Annotated in this window: 19 protein-coding genes and 1 pseudogene; 8 read left to right on the forward strand and 12 right to left on the reverse strand. The window is 58.5% G+C overall.

Going from position 1 to position 17,170, the window contains the following annotated elements:
- Window positions 1-34: 34 nt before the first annotated feature.
- The 4 genes from pepN to moaB are packed head-to-tail and all read right to left on the reverse strand — an operon-like array spanning window position 35 to window position 4,110.
- Entirely contained in the window at window positions 35-2,671 is a 2,637-nt protein-coding gene (gene pepN, locus ACP4CD_RS18865) for an aminopeptidase N (protein WP_426992084.1), read from the reverse strand.
- Window positions 2,672-2,673: 2 nt separating this feature from the next.
- The gene (locus ACP4CD_RS18870) at window positions 2,674-3,219 is read right to left on the reverse strand and encodes a phosphate-starvation-inducible PsiE family protein (protein WP_168028327.1); all 546 of its coding nucleotides are present in this window, start codon (window positions 3,217-3,219) and stop codon (window positions 2,674-2,676) included.
- Window positions 3,212-3,592: a DUF423 domain-containing protein gene (locus ACP4CD_RS18875; protein WP_064029241.1), complete on the reverse strand. Its 381-nt coding sequence runs from the start codon at window positions 3,590-3,592 to the stop codon at window positions 3,212-3,214. Before ACP4CD_RS18875 ends, ACP4CD_RS18870 begins: the two co-directional genes overlap by 8 nt.
- Window positions 3,589-4,110: a molybdenum cofactor biosynthesis protein B gene (gene moaB, locus ACP4CD_RS18880; protein WP_426992085.1), complete on the reverse strand. Its 522-nt coding sequence runs from the start codon at window positions 4,108-4,110 to the stop codon at window positions 3,589-3,591. The genes ACP4CD_RS18875 and moaB overlap by 4 nt, the downstream gene beginning before the upstream one ends.
- Before the next feature lie 168 nt (window positions 4,111-4,278).
- Between moaB and ACP4CD_RS18885 the strand changes: the two genes are divergently transcribed.
- The 4 genes and pseudogenes from ACP4CD_RS18885 to trmB all read left to right on the forward strand — a co-directional run bounded on the left by ACP4CD_RS18885 (window position 4,279) and on the right by trmB (window position 6,613).
- On the forward strand, window positions 4,279-5,145 hold the full coding sequence (locus ACP4CD_RS18885; protein ID WP_426992087.1) for an AI-2E family transporter: 867 nt from the start codon (window positions 4,279-4,281) through the stop codon (window positions 5,143-5,145).
- On the forward strand, window positions 5,042-5,374 hold the full coding sequence (locus ACP4CD_RS18890) for an AI-2E family transporter (RefSeq protein WP_426992088.1): 333 nt from the start codon (window positions 5,042-5,044) through the stop codon (window positions 5,372-5,374). Before ACP4CD_RS18885 ends, ACP4CD_RS18890 begins: the two co-directional genes overlap by 104 nt.
- A gap of 82 nt (window positions 5,375-5,456) precedes the next feature.
- Window positions 5,457-5,780 carry a hypothetical protein gene (locus ACP4CD_RS18895; protein WP_426992090.1) on the forward strand — a complete coding sequence of 108 codons (324 nt, stop codon included), beginning with the start codon at window positions 5,457-5,459 and terminating at the stop codon, window positions 5,778-5,780.
- 144 nt (window positions 5,781-5,924) lie between these two features.
- Window positions 5,925-6,613 (forward strand): annotated as a pseudogene (gene trmB / locus ACP4CD_RS18900) (tRNA (guanosine(46)-N7)-methyltransferase TrmB).
- Window positions 6,614-6,615: 2 nt separating this feature from the next.
- Here trmB and ACP4CD_RS18905 read toward each other — a convergent pair.
- The 3 genes from ACP4CD_RS18905 to ACP4CD_RS18915 all read right to left on the reverse strand — a co-directional run bounded on the left by ACP4CD_RS18905 (window position 6,616) and on the right by ACP4CD_RS18915 (window position 9,928).
- Window positions 6,616-6,909, reverse strand: a complete 294-nt coding sequence (locus ACP4CD_RS18905) for an amidohydrolase family protein (protein ID WP_426992091.1) — start codon at window positions 6,907-6,909, stop codon at window positions 6,616-6,618.
- On the reverse strand, window positions 6,864-7,835 hold the full coding sequence (locus tag ACP4CD_RS18910; protein ID WP_426992092.1) for an amidohydrolase family protein: 972 nt from the start codon (window positions 7,833-7,835) through the stop codon (window positions 6,864-6,866). The genes ACP4CD_RS18905 and ACP4CD_RS18910 overlap by 46 nt, the downstream gene beginning before the upstream one ends.
- A 113-nt stretch (window positions 7,836-7,948) precedes the next feature.
- The gene (locus ACP4CD_RS18915; RefSeq protein ID WP_426992093.1) at window positions 7,949-9,928 is read right to left on the reverse strand and encodes a TonB-dependent receptor; all 1,980 of its coding nucleotides are present in this window, start codon (window positions 9,926-9,928) and stop codon (window positions 7,949-7,951) included.
- A 263-nt stretch (window positions 9,929-10,191) separates the two neighbouring features.
- Between ACP4CD_RS18915 and ACP4CD_RS18920 the strand changes: the two genes are divergently transcribed.
- On the forward strand, window positions 10,192-11,157 hold the full coding sequence (locus ACP4CD_RS18920) for a helix-turn-helix domain-containing protein (protein ID WP_168028316.1): 966 nt from the start codon (window positions 10,192-10,194) through the stop codon (window positions 11,155-11,157).
- A 4-nt stretch (window positions 11,158-11,161) separates the two neighbouring features.
- Here the strand turns inward: ACP4CD_RS18920 and ACP4CD_RS18925 are convergent, their stop codons facing one another.
- From ACP4CD_RS18925 to ACP4CD_RS18940, 4 genes are all read right to left on the reverse strand, one after another.
- The gene (locus ACP4CD_RS18925) at window positions 11,162-11,716 is read right to left on the reverse strand and encodes a DUF2058 domain-containing protein (RefSeq protein WP_426992095.1); all 555 of its coding nucleotides are present in this window, start codon (window positions 11,714-11,716) and stop codon (window positions 11,162-11,164) included.
- A gap of 4 nt (window positions 11,717-11,720) precedes the next feature.
- A complete protein-coding gene (locus ACP4CD_RS18930; protein ID WP_426992096.1) occupies window positions 11,721-11,954 on the reverse strand; it encodes a hypothetical protein in 234 nt (77 codons plus the stop codon).
- Window positions 11,926-13,080, reverse strand: a complete 1,155-nt coding sequence (locus ACP4CD_RS18935) for a hypothetical protein (protein WP_426992097.1) — start codon at window positions 13,078-13,080, stop codon at window positions 11,926-11,928. The genes ACP4CD_RS18930 and ACP4CD_RS18935 overlap by 29 nt, the downstream gene beginning before the upstream one ends.
- A gap of 70 nt (window positions 13,081-13,150) precedes the next feature.
- A complete protein-coding gene (locus ACP4CD_RS18940; protein ID WP_426992098.1) occupies window positions 13,151-13,993 on the reverse strand; it encodes an outer membrane protein assembly factor BamD in 843 nt (280 codons plus the stop codon).
- An 82-nt stretch (window positions 13,994-14,075) separates the two neighbouring features.
- On the opposite strand from ACP4CD_RS18940, the gene rluD reads away from it, so the two are divergent.
- Genes rluD through ACP4CD_RS18955 form a run of 3 tightly spaced genes read left to right on the forward strand, consistent with a single transcriptional unit; the run spans window position 14,076 to window position 16,604 of the window.
- Window positions 14,076-15,026, forward strand: a complete 951-nt coding sequence (gene rluD, locus ACP4CD_RS18945; RefSeq protein ID WP_064030970.1) for a 23S rRNA pseudouridine(1911/1915/1917) synthase RluD — start codon at window positions 14,076-14,078, stop codon at window positions 15,024-15,026.
- Complete coding sequence (gene pgeF, locus ACP4CD_RS18950) at window positions 15,007-15,735, forward strand: peptidoglycan editing factor PgeF (RefSeq protein ID WP_426992099.1); 729 nt, start codon at window positions 15,007-15,009, stop codon at window positions 15,733-15,735. Before rluD ends, pgeF begins: the two co-directional genes overlap by 20 nt.
- Window positions 15,732-16,604 (forward strand): ZIP family metal transporter, encoded by an 873-nt coding sequence (locus ACP4CD_RS18955; RefSeq protein ID WP_064030968.1) that lies wholly within the window; start codon window positions 15,732-15,734, stop codon window positions 16,602-16,604. Before pgeF ends, ACP4CD_RS18955 begins: the two co-directional genes overlap by 4 nt.
- A gap of 17 nt (window positions 16,605-16,621) precedes the next feature.
- Here the strand turns inward: ACP4CD_RS18955 and ACP4CD_RS18960 are convergent, their stop codons facing one another.
- Complete coding sequence (locus ACP4CD_RS18960; protein WP_064030967.1) at window positions 16,622-17,095, reverse strand: Lrp/AsnC family transcriptional regulator; 474 nt, start codon at window positions 17,093-17,095, stop codon at window positions 16,622-16,624.
- Window positions 17,096-17,170: the final 75 nt, after the last annotated feature.

Below are 17,170 nucleotides of genomic sequence, written 5' to 3' on the forward strand. Positions count from 1 at the left end.
AGTAATTGCCGATTAGTTTACGTGAATAAGACCGCTACGCCAAACTCTTGCTGGCAATTTCGTAAACGTCCTTGGACAGATGCTCGGTTTCGACGATGCGCCGTAATTCGCGTGTCATCAATGCCTGTCTGTCGGTATCGTAACGCCGCCATTGGGCGAAGCCGCCGACCATCCGCGCGGCGATTTGCGGATTCAAGGTATTCAACTCAATGACGCGATCCGCCAAAAACCGGTAGCCGTCGCCGTTTCTGGCATGGAAGTGCAGCGGATTGGATTGGCTGAACGCGCCGACCAGCGAGCGCACCCGGTTGGGCGTTTTCATATCGAAGGCCGGATGTTGCATCAAGCTTTGCACGGTGGCGAAGGTCTCGGGCATATGACAGGTGGCTTGCAAGGTAAACCATTTGTCGACGACCAGCGCCTCGCGTTGCCATTGCCGGTAAAAACTGTCCAGACAATCGGCCTTGGCCGGATTGCGGCTGTTGACGACCGCCGACAGCGCCGCAATCTGGTCGGTCATGTTGCGGGCGCTACGGAACTGGGTTTCGGCCAGAGCGTAACTATCCGGCTTTTCCAGCGCGGTCAGATAGCTCAGGCAGGCGTTTTTCAGGCGACGCCGTCCGACTGCCGAGGCATCGAAACAGCCCGACTCGTCCTGATGGTGTTCGGCGTACACGCGTTGGAATTCGGCGGATAGCGCGGTGGCCAGCGACAGACGCACGAATTCGCGGGCTTGGTGGATGGCTTCGACATCGACCACGGCCATCTGGCCGCCCAAATAACCTTCGTCAGGCAGACTCAGCAACAGGGCGCGGTAGGACAGATCGGCGCCGGCGTCGGCCAGAATCGCTCGGAATGCCTCGATCAACACCGGGTTGGCCGTCAGCGTCCGGCCGGCCTGAATATCGGCGATCAATCCGAAAATAATCCGCGAAACCAACTGCTGGCCGGCTTCCCAGCGGTTGAAGGTGTCGCTGTCGTAACTGAGCAAAAACGCCAGTTCTTCCGGGTCTCGGTCGATCTTCAAGGTGACCGGCGCGGAGAAGCCGCGCAGCAGCGAGACGATCGGCTTTTCGGTCAAGCTCTCGAACACAAAGCGTTGTTCGGCTTCGGTCAGGCTCACGGTCGCTTCTTCGCAAAATTCGCCTCGGTACTGGAAGCGCGCCGGGCTACCGTCCGCCGCCAAGAAGCCCAGCTTGATCGGCACGTGCAGCGGCAATTTTTCCGGTTGATTTGGCGTCGGCGGACAGCTTTGTTTGACGGTCAACGTCAACCGACCTGCGTCGAACGCTTGCTCGACCTCCAACACCGGCGTGCCTGCTTGCGAATACCAGCGGCGGAATTGGGTCAGCTCGACGCCGTTGGCGTCTTCCATCGCCTTGACGAAATCCTCGCAAGTCACCGCTTGGCCGTCGTGGCGCTTGAAATACATGTCGCAGCCCTGACGAAATCCGGCCGCGCCCAGCAGGGTGTGCAGCATCCGTACCACTTCCGCGCCTTTTTCGTAAACGGTCAGCGTGTAGAAATTGTTGATTTCGATATAGGCTTCCGGCCGGATCGGGTGGGCCAGCGGGCCGGCGTCCTCGGCGAACTGACGGGTACGCAGCATATTGACGTCTTCGATGCGCTTGACCGCCGGCGACGAACGATCGCCGCTGAATTGCTGGTCGCGGAACACCGTGAAGCCTTCCTTCAGGCTCAACTGAAACCAATCGCGGCAGGTCACCCGGTTCCCGGACCAATTGTGGAAATACTCGTGGCCGATCACGCCCTCGATGTGTTCGTAGTCGCTATCGGTCGCGGTATCCGGCCGGGCCAGCACGAACTTGGTGTTGAATACGTTCAAGCCCTTGTTTTCCATCGCCCCCATATTGAAATGGTCGACCGCGACGATCATGTACAAATCCAGATCGTATTCCAGGCCGTAGGTCTCCTCGTCCCAGCGCATCGCGTTTTTCAGCGATTGCATCGCATGGCCGCATTTGTCGACGTTATGAGCTTCGACGAAGATTTCCAGCGCGATGCGCCGGCCGCTCACCGTCGTAAATTCGTCGGCGACGCATTCCAATTGTCCGGCCACCAACGCAAACAAATAGCAGGGTTTGGCGAAAGGGTCTTGCCAAGCCACCCAATGCCGGCCGCCATCCAGATTGCCGGCGCCGATTTTGTTGCCGTTGGACAGCAGCACCGGATACTGGGTCTTGTCGGCGATCAGCTTGGTGGTAAAACGGCTCATCACGTCCGGTCGGTCCAGAAACCAGGTGATCTTGCGGAATCCCTGCGCTTCGCATTGGGTACACAACATGCTGCTGGATAAATACAGGCCTTCCAGCGCGGTGTTGGCTTGCGGATCGATGATGTTTTCGATGTCGATTCGAAACGGCCGATCGCCGGGCACCCGGTGTATCGTCAGCGTTTCGTCGCTCAGCGTGTAGTCGCCGGCGGCCAGCGCTTGGCCGTCCAGCGAGATACCGACCAATAGCAGCTCTTCGCCGAACAGCGTCAGCGCCTCGCTCGCGCTCCGGCTGTCTGGGTTGCGCCGAACGTCGAGGCCGGCGCGAACCAGGGTGCGTTGTTCGTCCAGCTCGAAAACCAATTCGACCTGATCGATCAAATAGTCCGGCGGGGTGTAGTCTTTCAGGTAAACGGTTTGCGGGGTGGCGTCGCGCATGCTTATCGGTCGTCGGTTTTCACCGGTTGGGGTTTAGGAGAAATTAGCCAATAGGTCAAGCCCAGGGCCAGGATCACCGTCGCGATCGCGACGATGTAATGCCATTCGAGTTCCTTGAAGTCCAGCATGATGACCTTCCTGGCCACGGCCATCAACGCGGTAGCGATCACCATTTTGATCGGCAATGCGTCGTGTTTGATGTAAACGGTGATGTTGACGAAGATTTCAATCGCGATCAGCACCGCCATGAACGAGCCGAAAATCACCAGAATGTCGGAGACGGTCAGCATCATGAACGGCGCTTCGACCAGTTTTTGAAACATCACGTAGGCGACGTCGGCGACGCCCCAAAGTATCACCAAAACCATCAACACCGCGAGAATGCGCACCGCGAAATGGATCACCGCGTGCAAGATTTTGATCATCGCGTCCTCTACCGGCGGCGGCAATTTGACTTCGCCGTCGCTATCTCGGGAATTTCGGCCGCCGCTAGGGCGGGGCGCGGATGCCGGCGCGGGCGCGCTGGGGCGAACGGGCGGTTTATCCATCGGAACCTCCAGAGTATTGTAGTGCTGCTTTGGCGATGGCCGCCCAAGCCAGTAAAAACGCGACGCCGCCGAACGGCGTAATCATGCCCAACCAGCTTAGATTAAAAATCGCCAACAGATACAAACTGCCGGAAAACAAAACGATGCCGATCAATAAGCTCCAGCCCGCCCAGCGCAAATAGCGGTGTTCCGGCATCACACCGACCAGCGCCAAGGCCAGCGTATGCCACATTTGATAGCTTACCGCCGTCTTGTAGATGTCCAAGCCGTGTTCGGACAAAACGTTTTTCAGCCCGTGCGCGCCGAACGCGCCCAGGCCGACGCCGAGGAAACCGCAAATCGCCGCGTAAAACAAAAACCGGCGTTGGTTCATTTCTCCAACAGCCTTGGCATCAATTGCACCAGATTGCAGGGTTTGGTGCGGTAATCCAGTTGGTCTTTGATCAGTGCGTCCCAAGCGGTACGGCAGGCGCCGGACGAGCCGGGCACGCAAAAAATGTAAGTGGCGTTGGCAACGCCGGCCAGTGCCCGCGATTGTACCGTCGAGCTTTTGATGTCCTGGTAGGAAATCATCCGGAAAACTTCGCCGAAACCGTCCAGGACCTTGTCCAGCAGAGGTTTGACCGCTTCCGGCGTACCGTCGCGGCCGGTGATGCCGGTACCGCCGGTGGTAATCACGGCGTTGACGTCGGCATCCGCGATCCAGTGGCTGATCGCCGCGCGGATTTGATAAATGTCGTCGGGGACGATGCGTTTCTCGTGAAGTTTGTGGCCGGCGGCCAGCAAGCCGTCGACCAAGGTTTTGCCGGACACGTCGTCCGCTTCGGTGCGGGTGTCGGACACGGTCAATATCGCGATATTGATTGGAATGAATGCTCTGCTGTCGGTCAAGGCGCCTGCTCCGGATTGGCAATGGTCCCGCATTCTAAGAAACCCGCGCCGGCACTGCAAGCGACGTTCCCGTGTGCATTTGGCGAATGCCCGGACCTCAAAATCGGCTATGCTGTCGATTCCGCCGATTGACGGCCCTTCCATGCCCTCGCCGCATCCGAGTCCGCCATGCTTCCGCCCAATTCCCGCTACGAAAAACTGGCCAGTCTGGCCGCGTTCTGTCTGTTGTTGTTCGCCTGCTATCAAGTGTTGCGGCCGTTTTTCTTCGACCTGTTGTGGGCGGCTATCCTCTGTTACGTGACCTGGCCGCTCTACAGCCGTTTGCGGGCTTGGAATTTGAGCGCCAACCGCGCCGCGATGGCGATGGTGTTGCCGATAGGGGCGCTGCTGCTGACGCCGTTTGCCGCCGCGGGTTTTACATTTACCGACGACATCAATCGAATGTTGCAATGGTTGAACCAGAGCGCTCACGAATGGCCGGCGCCGCCGGTCTGGCTGCGCGGGCTACCGCTGATCGGCGACAGCGCGGCCGATAGCTGGCTGGCTTTTGGGGAAGACTCTAGTCGCCTCGTCAATTTTGCTCGCCAATACGCCCTTGGGGCCGGCGGCTGGCTGTTGCAACAGAGCATCGGTCTGGCCGGCGAGTTGATGCATCTGGGTCTGAGCATCCTGGTGTTGTTTTTCTTCTACCGCGACGGCGAGCATGTCGCCGGCCACGTGGTGATCGCGGTCGAGCGTTTGGCCGGCGAGCGCACCCAACGGATTCTGCACATCGTCAGGACCAGTTTGCTGGCCGTGGTCTACGGCATACTCGGCACCGCGCTGGTACAAGCGCTGGCTTCGATGCTCGGCTTTGTGATTGCCGGCGTGCCTTATGCCTTCGTGTTGGGCGTGTTCGCGTTTTTTGATGATCATCCCGGCCGCCGGCACCGTGGTTTGGCTGCCGATCTCGTTATGGCTATTGGCGGAAGGCGAAACCGGCTGGGCGGTCTTTATCGCGGTCTGGTTTTTGGCCTTTGTCGGTACCATCGATAACTGGTTGCGGCCGCTACTGATCAGTCGAGATGTCGAACTGCCGTTTGTTTTGATTGTGTTCGGCATCTTCGGCGGTTTGTTGGCATTCGGCTTTATCGGGGTTTTTCTGGGGCCGACGCTATTGGCTACCAGCTACGCGCTGTTGCTGGATTGGTTGATCCGCACGGAACAGGAAACGCTTGCCGAATCCGACAAGCCGCCTTGCGAGGCTGGAGACGACCAGGCTTAAGCCGCGACTGTTCAGATCGGCGTCGGCCCTCTACAATCGCGCTTGCATATCCATTCGACCTGTTTGCCAAAAGACGACGCCCATGGCCTGTCGCGACGATCCGACCGAACCGAAAAAACTCGACCGCCGCGAGCTGATTCGCTTGCAGGAACAATACGGCGAATTGGTCCGTGACTTGTTCACGGAAGATCCTGAGCGGGTGATTCTAAAGCTGTTGAGCCACTGCAATGCCTACCTGACCGAACTGGCCGCGTTGCGGGCGCATCACGCCTCGGTCAGGTTAAGAGCGATTGCCTTGTTGGAAAACCCGAGTCGCACCGTACTGCAACGAATTGCCGTCGATGAAGCGGACAGCGAGTTCGGTAAAGCGGCGCGAGTCAGACTAGAGAAGTTAAGTCTGGACTAGTCTGCGAGTCGAGCATGTCTTTGAGCATTGAGGCAGATTTCCATAGTAAAAGCCACTGCCAAATCGGATAATTACCGCCGCTAATTTTACTTTCCACACATCACCTAGCCCGTGATCGACGCGGCTGACTTTGGTTTTTGACTGATGACCGTTCTCCAAAAAATCGACCCCGCCCACATCAAAAGTTTTATTCGTCGCCAAGGACGAGCTACCGCCGGCCAAAAGTTGGCCTTGGAAAGCCATTGGGATAAATACTGTCTGTCACCCGATGCGGAATTCAACGCCGAGCAGATCTTTGGCCGGTCCGCGCCGCTGATTGTCGAAATCGGGTTTGGTAATGGCGACAGTTTGGCGGCGATGGCCGAAGCTAATCCCGATTTGAATTATCTTGGTATCGAAGTGCACCGGCCCGGCGTCGGCCATTTGATGATGTTGCTGGAGCAGCGGAGCATCGCGAATGTGCGGATTTATCATCACGATGCGATCGAGATTTTGGAACGGAAGATTCCGGACCGTTGCGTGGCGGGCGTACATCTGTTTTTCCCGACCCTTGGCATAAACGTCGCCACCATAAGCGGCGTATCGTTCGGCCGAGTTTTTTAGCGTTGCTGAACCGGAAATTGGCGACCGGCGCCTACTTTCACGCCGCGACCGATTGGCGGGAATACGCAAAAGACATGTTGGCGACGCTATCGGCCGATGCCGGATTGAACAATGCCAGCCCGACCGGTGATTATTGTCCGCGCCCGGACTATCGGCCGCTCACCAAGTTCGAGAATCGCGGCCTTCGACTGGGTCACGGGGTTTGGGACTTAATCTTCACCAAAATTTGAGTTTAGTGGGCGTCGCTAAACCGGTCGACCACGAGCTTGCCGCCGGAAATCACCAAATCCGGATATTCCAGCAATTTCAGATTCTCGGTGGGATCGCCGCGCACCGCGATCAAATCGGCCGGTGCCCCCGGCATTAAACTGCCGAGCAAGGCTTGGTTTACATGTAAACCCGCCTTGGAGGTGGCGGTGCGCAGGACTTCCAGTGCATCCATGCCGGCAAGGTGCCGTAAGTACAGCAATTCCTGAGCGTCTATGCCCCAAGGAATGTCGGGATGGGCGATTTCCGCCCCGTACAAAAATTCGCCGCCCAGCGCCGCGAAGCGGCTGGCATTTTTGCGACACCGGCGCACTGCGCCAAGGTATCTATCGTTGAAACCATCTTGACGCCCTGAGCGACGGCGCGCCTTAGTTGGGCCTCGGGCAGCTCTTCGCAAGGTGTGTGCGCCCATTCGTCGACGCCGGCCTCCAACGCAATTTGCGCGCCGCGCGGCTCGGCCAGATGGGCCGTGACTTTGCGATTCAGCGCGTGTGCTTCGGTAACGATGGCTTTGACAATGTTCGGGGTCAACATTGGCCAGGATTTCGCCGCAGCCGAGTGAGTCTTGTCGTGCTGGTGAGCGTGTCCGTGCGCATGATGGTTCGACCAGGGGGCGCCGGTTTCGCCGCCGGGCTCCAGAGCCACCTTGATCACGACGGCGCCGCCGGCGATCAGCTCACGGACCGTCGCCCTGGCCTGTTGTTCGTCGCTGACCGGAATGGCAATGTCGGCCTCGCCGAGGCTGGGGATAGGGTAGCCGGCCGGCGCGGTGATAATCGGCCCCGACGTCATGAGTCTTAGATGACCGTCGCCACCGTAAGGTGGATGCAAAGGGCCGCCGACATCGCGCACCGTGGTGATGCCGTGGCTCAGTACCGTGTCGGCCGGCACGTGCCGATAAGTGAGATGGGCGTGCAATTCGATCAGTCCCGGCAACAGCGTGGCGTCGCCCAGGTCCAGGATCTTGGCTCCGTCGGCGGGTACGGCTTCCGCGCTATCCAGTTTGGCGATCCGGCCTTGTTCAATCCGAACCGCCGCATGGGTATGCACGGTATAGCCGTCGAAAATCCGCGCGGCGCGAATCAGCAAGGCTTGATCGGCGCCGGCGTTCGGCGCCGTCAATGCGAGGGTCAACGCTGTCGCTAGCGAAGCAGGGCGTATGAAAAATCCGGTGGTTGCGGTCATCGAATCAGGTTGTGGTGGTTATTACGGTTGAATCCAGGCATCGACGGATATCCGGCTCGACGGGCGGGAACGCGCTGAAGGGCGGCGAGCGGCCGCCCTTGCCGACTTAGCGATCAAAAGCTGGCGGCGATGCCGACTTGGCCCCAGATGCCCGGCATTTCATAGCCGGGACGATAGACGTAGCGTTTGTCGAACAAGTTTTCGACGCTGACGAACACTTCGCCCTTTTTGCCCAGCTCGGAGATGGGCAGCGCCAGCCGAGTATTGGCGACCGTGAACGCTTCGACGCGCTGGGTGTTCACGTCGCTGATGTTACGGCTACGATTCAGCGCCCAGGTCCGCGATTGGTATTGTAAATCGAAGGAGAAGCGCAACGGTCCGATCGGGCCGTTGATGCCGGCGGTGACCGCTTGCTCCGGCGTGTAGGGTAAGTTTTCGATGCTCGGGTTCAGCAAGGTTAAGCCGGCGAACAAGCTCCAGTCGGCGATCAATTCCTGTTTGATCGAGGCTTCCAAGCCGCGCATCCAATAGGCGCCATAGTTCAGATAAGCGCCTTGGCTGACGTCGAACACATAGCGGTTTTTGACGTTGTCGATAAAAAAGCTCAAATCGATTTGGGTGGACTTGAACGGCGATGCCTTCAAACCGACTTCGGCGTGATCGACGCTTTCCGGCGCCAAGCCTTGCCAGCCTTGCGGCGAGAAGCTGAAGAACGGCACGTTAGCCAGCGCGCCGGAATTCGCGGCGGCGTCGATCCCCGGATAATTGACGCCGTTGGACACGTTGCCGAATAAGGTCAAGTTCTCGGAGATCAACGACAAGCCGGCATGCGGCGAAACCTTGGAGGCATAGTGGCTGTGGTCGTAAAAGCGCACGCCGACCGAAGGTACCAAGGTCCATTCCTTGTTCAGCACCAGATCGTGGCTAAGCGCGACGTAAGGCGTGGTCAGTCGGAAGGTCGGCGTCGCGAATTGGTAAATTTGTTGGTCCGTGCCTGGAATTAGGTTGTTGATCTTGCCGTTCAGCCATTCGTTGTCGATGCCGGCCAGCAAGGTCGCGCCCTGCCACGGCGAGACTTGCTCCTTCCAGCGGAAGCCGTCCATGCTGTATTGCGACAACAAATTGGAGCGGGCGCGCGGCGCGGACGCGAATGCCGCGCCGGTCCAGCCGGCCCAGTAAACGCCCTGGTTCAGCCAATTGCCGTCGCCGCCGTTATGGTACAGCGTGAATTTGCCCTGCCAACTGCCGTGCTGATGGCTGAGGCTGGCGGCCACCATGCCGGCCACGGTGTCGTATTCGCCGATCGGCGCTGTCACCCCGTATTGACCGGGATCGCCGGCGCGGTTGTCGGCGTACAAAAAGGTCACGTCCGAGCGCCAGTTGGCGTTGAATTGATAGCCGGCCTTGCCCAGTACATTGCGCAATTCGCCGTAGCCGTTTTGGCGGTTGCCGTCCGACTTGGCGTAGCCTTGCGCCACCGAAAAGTCGAAGTCGCCGTATTTGCCCTGTACGTCGGCCTGTTCGATGATGGTGCCGAAAAAACCGCCCGACAAACGGCCGCTACCGTGCAATCCGTCTTCGACCGCAGTCTTGGTCCGCAGATTGATCGAGCCGAAGTTGTTGCCGTTGATATGTGGCTGCGGGCCTTTATAGACCGTGATCGAATGCATGCCGTTGACCGGCAGCAAATCCAGCAAGGGGTGGTTCCAGGTCGCCATATACATCGGGATGTCGTCGATGTAGGTCTTGATCTCGCTACCGGGACGGCCGGCGCCTTGGCCGCGGATTGCCACCGCGCCGCCCTGATCGCCGCCGAACGCGCCGACCGGGTTGTAGCGCGAAATCTGCACGCCCGGCGTGCGCTTTAGCGCAGAAGCCAGGTCGACGGCGTTCTGGTCGCGAATCTGGTCTTCGGTAGTGACTGCCGACACGTTGGAAAACTCGTCGACATGATTCTCTTCGATGATGGGGTCGGCGATGACCTCGGTGCCGGTTAATTCCTCTGGCTTCTGATCGGCGATTGTCGCCGTGCTGATTAGCGATTGGCTAAGTGCTAAAAACAGGGTTTTGCGAAGAATGGCGGGAGTAGGCATGGCGTGTTCCAAACAAAAAACAAGCTCCCAATATATTCGGCAAATTAAAATCTATTTTATGCAAAACGGCTTTTTTTATATTAAAAACGAACTCTTTAATTAAGCCGGGATATGGCGCGATTTAAATAAGAAATTGAGTTATATAACATAGATATTAATATGTTCCTCGCTGCATTAGGTGAATTTCTCGGCGAGCTCGGGTCGTGGACGCAATGGCGTATAAATTGCTTTTGCTCGGAATTAGCCCACTGTGCAATTGCCTTATGAACCGCAACGCCCACTCTTCCGCTTGCTGGCGTATCGATAGCCAGGATTTGCCGGCCGATTTTTCGGCGGAGGACAATTGCGCGCTCAGCCGATTGCCGGACAATCTCGGGCTAGGCGTCTCCAGCGTTTATTCCTTGGCGCCCGCGTTGAATTACATCGAAACCCGCTACCGGCCCAGCCGCGATCTTGCGGTTTGGGCGCGTACCGACGCGGCGGAGCCGCGCATGGTGGTGACTTTGGCGCTGGAAGGGCAGTCGCGCTATACTCCCACGCAGGGCGAAAGTATTGTCTTTCGCGAAGGTTATACGTCGGTGACGATTTTTAACGCCTCCGAAGGCGTCAGGGAATACGCGGCGGATCAAGTGGTCACCCAATTGCGTTTCGCGGTTAACATGACTTGGTTGGCTCAGGCCTTCGGCGCGGACAAGCTGCCGACCTTGTTCGAGCCGGCCGCTCGTACCCGGCAAGTCAGCTTCAGGCCGATTTCGAGCGCCGGCCTGACCGCGGCGCAGGCCCTGTTGCGTTGCCCGGTGTCTTCGCCCGCCAAATCCATGTTTCGGCACGGTCAGGCTTTGGCGATACTCGCGGCCGAATTGGATCATTTGTTTGGCGAAGCCCCAGACGTTGGGGGAGGCGGCCAGCGCGATCGGGAAATCGCCCATCAGGCGCGTGATATTTTGTACGCCGAATTTGTCGATCCGCCGACCGTCGAGGAGCTGGCGCGTCGGCTAGCCACCAATCCCTGCAAGCTCAAGCAATTGTTCCATCGCTATTTCGAAACGACACCCTACGGCATGTTACTGGAGATTCGGATGCGCGAAGCGCACCGTTTGCTGGAGGCGGGCCGTCAGCCCATCGGCTTGATTGCGGAGTTGGTCGGCTATCACCACGCCAGTAATTTCAGCACCGCTTTCACTCGCTATTTCGGTTATCCGCCCAAACGCATCGCCAAACGCGATTAAGGCTTCACCACAGCAAGTCGTCGGGGATTTGATACGCGGCGTAAGGATCGTCCTCCGCCGGCAAGTCCTGAGTGGCTTGGTTCAAAACCACGATAGGGCCGGCGTCTCTGGACTGTATTTTCCGCGCGACCTCGGCCGGCACGATCTCGTAGCGATTGTCCGCGCGGACAATGCCGGCCCGGCCGTTCACCAGAGCCGTCCGCACTTTGTCGGAGACATACACCGACTTCACCTTGCCGTCGTCGGTAAAGTTGTACGCCACGCCGTCCGCTTGTTGAGCGATACGGTTCATTTCGACGATTTGTCTGATCTGGGCGGCCAGCGCTTTTTGTTCTTCGGCCATTTTACGTTGGCGGTTCAGTTCCCGATCGCGCTCGATTTGCTGTTGCCGTTGCTGTTCGGCGCTCAGCTTGATCTCGTCGACGATTTCCACGCCGTTGTTGCGTTTCAGTTTGTCTTGCTTGCGTTTCTCGGCCTTCACCTCGCGAGCCTTGGCGTCGTTGGCCAGGCCGGATTTCAGCAGTTGGGCTTGCAGCGGATTGAGTTGCGGTTTTTTCATCGTGTCAGGCGTCTTCGTTAATTAAATCCGGCGGCATCAGGTATCGCTCGCCGTCGCTCGACTCGCCGCGGAAGTCGTCCTGCCAAGCCGGAGCGTTTCGATAGTTGTCGCGTTTGTCTTTTTTCCGATATACAGCCGATAACAGCCTCCCGGAGATAGGCGTACATCCTAAGTCGCCGGCTTGGTCGAGGGGCAAGCATACCAGACTGTCACCGTCCCAGCCGCTTGCCGCTGGCATAACGCTGCCACCAGGAAATCGGCTTGGTCAACGGAGTCGGGCAGCGATCGTAGCCTTGATATTCGATGCCGCGAAACACGTCGTCGCGCAACCATAGGTAGGCGGCCGGCGCGCTTTGTTGCAAGCGTTCCGGAATTAGCACGTATTGGGCGACCAGTTCCGCCAGTTTTTCCTGGACGTTGCCGTCGTAACGGCCGTCGTTGACCTCGGCCAGAAATTCGAAGGCTTCGAACCATTTCGACGGCCACAGCGCCAATTTGGCGTCGGCGATGATTTTTAGGGTTTGTGCGTCGTTGGAAATCTTGCGGTATTTATAAAAAAAATACAGATCGTCCTCGCCGTTCCAAAAATGGAAGTTATCGATGGTATGGGCGATTTCGTGGACCACGATAGGCAATCGAAAATCCACCAGATATTCGACGCCGATGTCGCGGTAGACCGAGCCTTCCTTACCGTTGTCGAAGGCTTTGACCGTGAATACGATCAGATTCTGGCCGCTGAACACTTGCGCCACCGTTTGCGAACGAAAGCCGATGCCCGGCACCAGGGTCAAGGGATGGGTGTGGTCGGCTTGCCAGATGCTGGTGTCGTAATCTTCTTGGTAGGCGTCGCGGATCAAGGCTTGCATCGCCGCCGGCTGATCGGCGATTTCCTGTTCGAGTTTTTCGACAGGCTTGGCCTTGGTAATCGTGTGCCGCAAAAATGCCGGAATCTTACGGACGGCTTTCTCGAAAATCCGCAGATGATCGGCGCTAAACGGTTTGATCAAATAATTGGGATCTTCGGCGTGCTTGACGACAGTCTTGGTGTCGTAAAACAGCGCCAGCGCGCGCGCCGCCGCTTCGCGGTCGCCCCAGTACTTCTCCAACACGCACAAGTCGCCGCCGGGCTGGCCGGCGCAGGCCGCGCGGTAGTCGCTTAAATCGTCCAGACGTTCCGGGTTTTTGTGGTCGGTCAACACCGCCACGGCTTGGCCGCGCAAATCGGGATGTCCGGCTTCGTAAAACTGGATAGCCTCGGCCAGCCGGTCGATCGGTAGGAATTGTTGCTCGCTGGTCGCGCATAACAACTCGTTACCCTGCGACAGCGTGAAGAAACGGTTTTGAAACAGCGGCTGAGCGGCCAATGCGGCCGTGTGACAGCAACCGAGCCAGAGCAGAACGGAGAGGGTAGTTTTCGGTAAGCGGGCCAATCGCTTACTTGTCCAAGCCCAACGAGTCCCAGACTTGTTCCATCGTGCTCAACTCCTTGTAATTGGCGACCGGCGTGCCGTTGGGATAGTTCATTTGGTACACGCGTTCGGCGTCGGCGGCCAGATCGTCCATGCCGAGTTTCCGGTAGCCGTCCTGCATGATCTGCAGCGCGAACGGTACCGCCGGCGTGCGTTGGAATTCCTTGACGACGTGGTTGGCGCGATTGACCGCGGCGACGTAAGCCTTGCGGCGCATGTAAAAGTCGGCGACATGAATTTCGTACATCGCCATGTTGTTGCGCAAGGCCACCATCCGCAGTTTGGCGTCTTCGACATATTGACTGTTGGGAAAGCGCCGGATCAATTCCTGGAAATTATCGTAGGCATCCTTGGCGTTGCCGGGATCGCGCTGCGACGAATCGGTCGGCAAAAAGCGGTCGATGAAGCCGATCCCGCGGTTATAGTTGATTAGCCCTTTCAGGTAATACGCGTAATCGACATGCGGATTGCGCGGGTGTATCTTGATGAAGCGGTCGGCCGCCGCGATCGCCGCTTCCGGATCGTCGTTCTTGTAATAGGCGTAAGCGACGTTGAGCTGAGCCTGCGCGGCGTAATCGCCGAACGGATAACGCGCTTCCAGTGCCTCGTACAAGGTGACGGCTTTTTGGTAATTCTTGTTGTCCAGCGCTTCCTTGGCTTTTTCGTGGAAGGTTTTATCGTCCCAGCCGGCGTATTCTTCTTCCTGCGATTTATCCTTGTTACTCGAGAAGGCTTCCAGCGTCTCGCAGCCCGGCAGCGAACCGACCAGGGCGGCGACAAAAACGGTTTTTACTAAAAGAAGTCGCATGCGTTTATCAACACGTTGTAATATTGCAGGTTTTTTGCAGCTTTTGGCGGCCTAATGCCGCGAGTATAACTTAAAAACGACTATGACGATATTGACGGCTAGAGTTCCCGAAGAACTGGCGGGTATGCGCTTGGACCAGTGTCTAGCGGAGATTTTTCCGGATTACTCGCGCAGCAAATTGCAAACCTGGATCAAGGCCGGCCGGGTGCTGGTGGACGGCGAGGTGCTGAAGGGGCGGGAAAAGCTGGACGGCGGCGAGGAAGTCGAGCTGGATGCCGAAGCCGAGATCGTCATCGAAGACAACGCCGAAGACATTCCGTTGGACATCGTTCACGAAGACGACTCGTTGCTGATCGTCAACAAACCGGCGGGACTGGTCGTGCATCCGGCGGTCGGCAACTGGAGCGGCACGCTGGTCAACGCCTTGCTGCACCACGAACCTAACCTGGCCGTGCTGCCGCGTGCCGGCATCGTGCATCGCATCGACAAGGACACCAGCGGCTTGCTGATGATCGCCAAAACCTTGCAAGCCCATAACAGTCTGGTCGAGCAATTGCAGGAACGCAGCATAGAGCGCGAATATCTGGCGTTGGTAAAGGGTTGGATGACCGCCGGCGGCACCGTCGACGAACCGATCGGGCGTCATCCGGTCGAGCGCAAGCGCAACGCGGTGCGCCGCGACGGCAAGGAAGCGATCACGCATTACCGTCTCGAGCAACGCTTCAAGCGCCACACGTTGATTCGGGTCAAACTGGAAACCGGCCGCACCCATCAGATTCGAGTACACATGGCGCACATCAATTACCCGTTGGTCGGCGACCAAATTTACGGCGGCCGCTTCCAAATGCCGGCCGAATGCAATCCGGACTTGGCCGAAGCGCTGCGCCGCTTCAAGCGCCAAGCCTTGCACGCCGCCAAGCTGGGTCTGGAACATCCGGAAACCGGCGAGTATTGCGAATGGTCCGTGGCGATGCCGGACGATATGCAAAATCTGCTGAAGCTATTGGCCGAGAATGAGCTGGATCAAGCCTGATTGGCCGCTGCCCGTCGGCGTACGCGCCGCCGTTACGCTGCGGAGCGGCGGAGTCAGCGTCGGCGGTTATGCCTGTCTGAATCCGGCCAGCCATGTTGGCGACGATCCGGCCGCCGTCGCCGCCAACCGCGCGATCATCCGCGAAACGTTGGCCTTGCCGGCCGAGCCGGTTTGGTTGCGGCAGGTCCACGGCGTGGCCGTGGTCAAGGCCGATCAAGTCGATGACGTGCCGGAAGCCGACGCCAGCTTCACCGACCGTGGCGATACCGTTTGCGCGGTGTTGACCGCCGATTGTCTGCCGGTGTTGTTTTGCGGCGACGGCGGACGGGTCATCGCCGCGGCTCATGCCGGCTGGCGGGGGCTGCGGGCCGGCGTCGTCAAACAAACGCTGGCGGCGATGGACTGCTCGGACGTCACGGTTTGGCTGGGTCCGGCGATCGGGCCGGCGCATTTCGAGGTCGGCAACGACGTCCGCGACGCCTTTTTAGCCGAAAACAACGGCAGCGCCGTGGCCTTTGCCGAATGCGGCACCGGCAAATGGTTGGCGGATATTTACCAACTGGCTCGCCGGCAACTGGCGGCGCTGGGCGTCGGCCGAGTCTACGGCGGCGACTATTGCACCTACGCCGATGCCGGCCGGTTTTATTCCTACCGCCGCGACGGCGCCGCGACCGGCCGGATGGCCAGTCTGATTTGGAGAGAAGTTTGAACACGCTGCTGTTGATCGTGATTTTTACCGCCATTGGCGGCGTGCTCAGCGTGTTGGCGGCCAGCGTGTTCTTACTGTTGCCGGAACGCGCGCGCCAGCAAGTGCTGCCGCACGGCATCAGTTTCGCGATCGGCGCCCTGTTGACCGGCGCATTCTGCGGCCTGATTCCGCATGCCTTCGAGGACGTGGCGCGGCAAGACATTGCCGGATTGTCCGCCACCATTCTGGCCGGCATCCTCGGCTTTTTTACGTTGGAAAAGCTGTTGGTGTGGCGCCACTGTCATTCCCATGCCTGCGAAGCGCACGGCGAAGATTCGCACGACCACCACGAACACGGTCATCCGGCCGGCGAAGACCACGGGCGCCGGGTGGCCGGGATGTTCATCATCCTGGGCGACGGCATCCACAATTTCGTCGACGGCGTACTGATAGGCGCGGCGTTTTTGACCGATCCCCAACTGGGCATCGTCACCAGCCTGGCCGTGGCCGCTCATGAAATTCCGCAGGAAGTCGGCGACTTCGCCATCCTGCTGCACAGCGGCTACACCCGCCGCAAAGCCTTGTTCTACAACATGCTGGCCAGCCTGACTACCGTAATCGGCGGGATACTGGCTTATTTCAGCCTGGGCGATCTGCATCACATCCTGCCGTATTTCCTAACCCTGGCGGCCTCCAGTTTCATCTACATTGCGGTGGCCGATCTGATTCCGTCGCTGCATCGCAAGACCGACAGCAAGGCATCGCTGCAGCAAATCGGCTTCATCCTGGCCGGCGTGGTGTTGATTTTGACGATGCAAAACATCGCTCACCGCTACGAAGCGAAAATAGTCGCCCATCCGCTTGCAACGAGTTCGGAACGCGCGGATTAGCGGCCGAGCCGGTCGTTTTAAGCCGCTGGACTCAACGCAAACGCGGTTTTGTCCACCACCCGGCGCAGCACGAAGCTGGAATGCACGCCGCTGACGCCCGGAATGCCGGTGATGCGTTTCAGCAGCAACTCCTGGTAAGCGTCCAAGTCCTTGACCGCGACCTTGAGCTGGTAGTCGGCGGCCTGGCCGGTAATCAGCAGGCATTCCATGACTTCCGGGATCTCGGCGACCGCCGCCTCGAAGGTGGCGAATCGCTCCGGGGTATGTCGGTCCATCGAAATCTGGACCAAGACGGTCAGACTCAAGCCCAAGGCCTTCGCGTCCAAAATCGCCCGGTAGCCTAGGATTAGCCCCGCTTCTTCCAGCACCCGCACCCGGCGCAGACACGGCGACGGCGATAGGCCGATGCGGTCGGCCAATTCCTGATTGCTGATCCGGCCATCGCTTTGCAGGATGGTCAATATTTGTCGGTCGTAACGATCCAATTCCATGAAATTTCGCTAATATTTAAAATGACGCAATTAATTTAAATATATAAAAATATTTTGGCAATATTCATTTAAATT

It is taken from the genome of Methylomonas stagni (genome assembly GCF_050154735.1).
GTDB lineage: Bacteria > Pseudomonadota > Gammaproteobacteria > Methylococcales > Methylomonadaceae > Methylomonas > Methylomonas koyamae_A.

Coding starts and splice junctions, on each gene's coding strand:
- pepN (WP_426992084.1), bottom strand. CDS start 2,671: ATGCGCGACGCCACCCCGCAAACCGTTTACCTGAAAGACTACACCCCG.
- pgeF (WP_426992099.1), top strand. CDS start 15,007: ATGAGCTGGATCAAGCCTGATTGGCCGCTGCCCGTCGGCGTACGCGCC.
- ACP4CD_RS18870 (WP_168028327.1), bottom strand. CDS start 3,219: ATGGATAAACCGCCCGTTCGCCCCAGCGCGCCCGCGCCGGCATCCGCG.
- ACP4CD_RS18940 (WP_426992098.1), bottom strand. CDS start 13,993: ATGCGACTTCTTTTAGTAAAAACCGTTTTTGTCGCCGCCCTGGTCGGT.
- ACP4CD_RS18960 (WP_064030967.1), bottom strand. CDS start 17,095: ATGGAATTGGATCGTTACGACCGACAAATATTGACCATCCTGCAAAGC.
- ACP4CD_RS18920 (WP_168028316.1), top strand. CDS start 10,192: ATGAACCGCAACGCCCACTCTTCCGCTTGCTGGCGTATCGATAGCCAG.
- ACP4CD_RS18885 (WP_426992087.1), top strand. CDS start 4,279: ATGCTTCCGCCCAATTCCCGCTACGAAAAACTGGCCAGTCTGGCCGCG.
- ACP4CD_RS18915 (WP_426992093.1), bottom strand. CDS start 9,928: ATGCCTACTCCCGCCATTCTTCGCAAAACCCTGTTTTTAGCACTTAGC.
- ACP4CD_RS18875 (WP_064029241.1), bottom strand. CDS start 3,592: ATGAACCAACGCCGGTTTTTGTTTTACGCGGCGATTTGCGGTTTCCTC.
- ACP4CD_RS18925 (WP_426992095.1), bottom strand. CDS start 11,716: ATGAAAAAACCGCAACTCAATCCGCTGCAAGCCCAACTGCTGAAATCC.
- ACP4CD_RS18895 (WP_426992090.1), top strand. CDS start 5,457: ATGGCCTGTCGCGACGATCCGACCGAACCGAAAAAACTCGACCGCCGC.
- rluD (WP_064030970.1), top strand. CDS start 14,076: ATGACGATATTGACGGCTAGAGTTCCCGAAGAACTGGCGGGTATGCGC.
- ACP4CD_RS18930 (WP_426992096.1), bottom strand. CDS start 11,954: ATGCCAGCGGCAAGCGGCTGGGACGGTGACAGTCTGGTATGCTTGCCC.
- ACP4CD_RS18910 (WP_426992092.1), bottom strand. CDS start 7,835: ATGACCGCAACCACCGGATTTTTCATACGCCCTGCTTCGCTAGCGACA.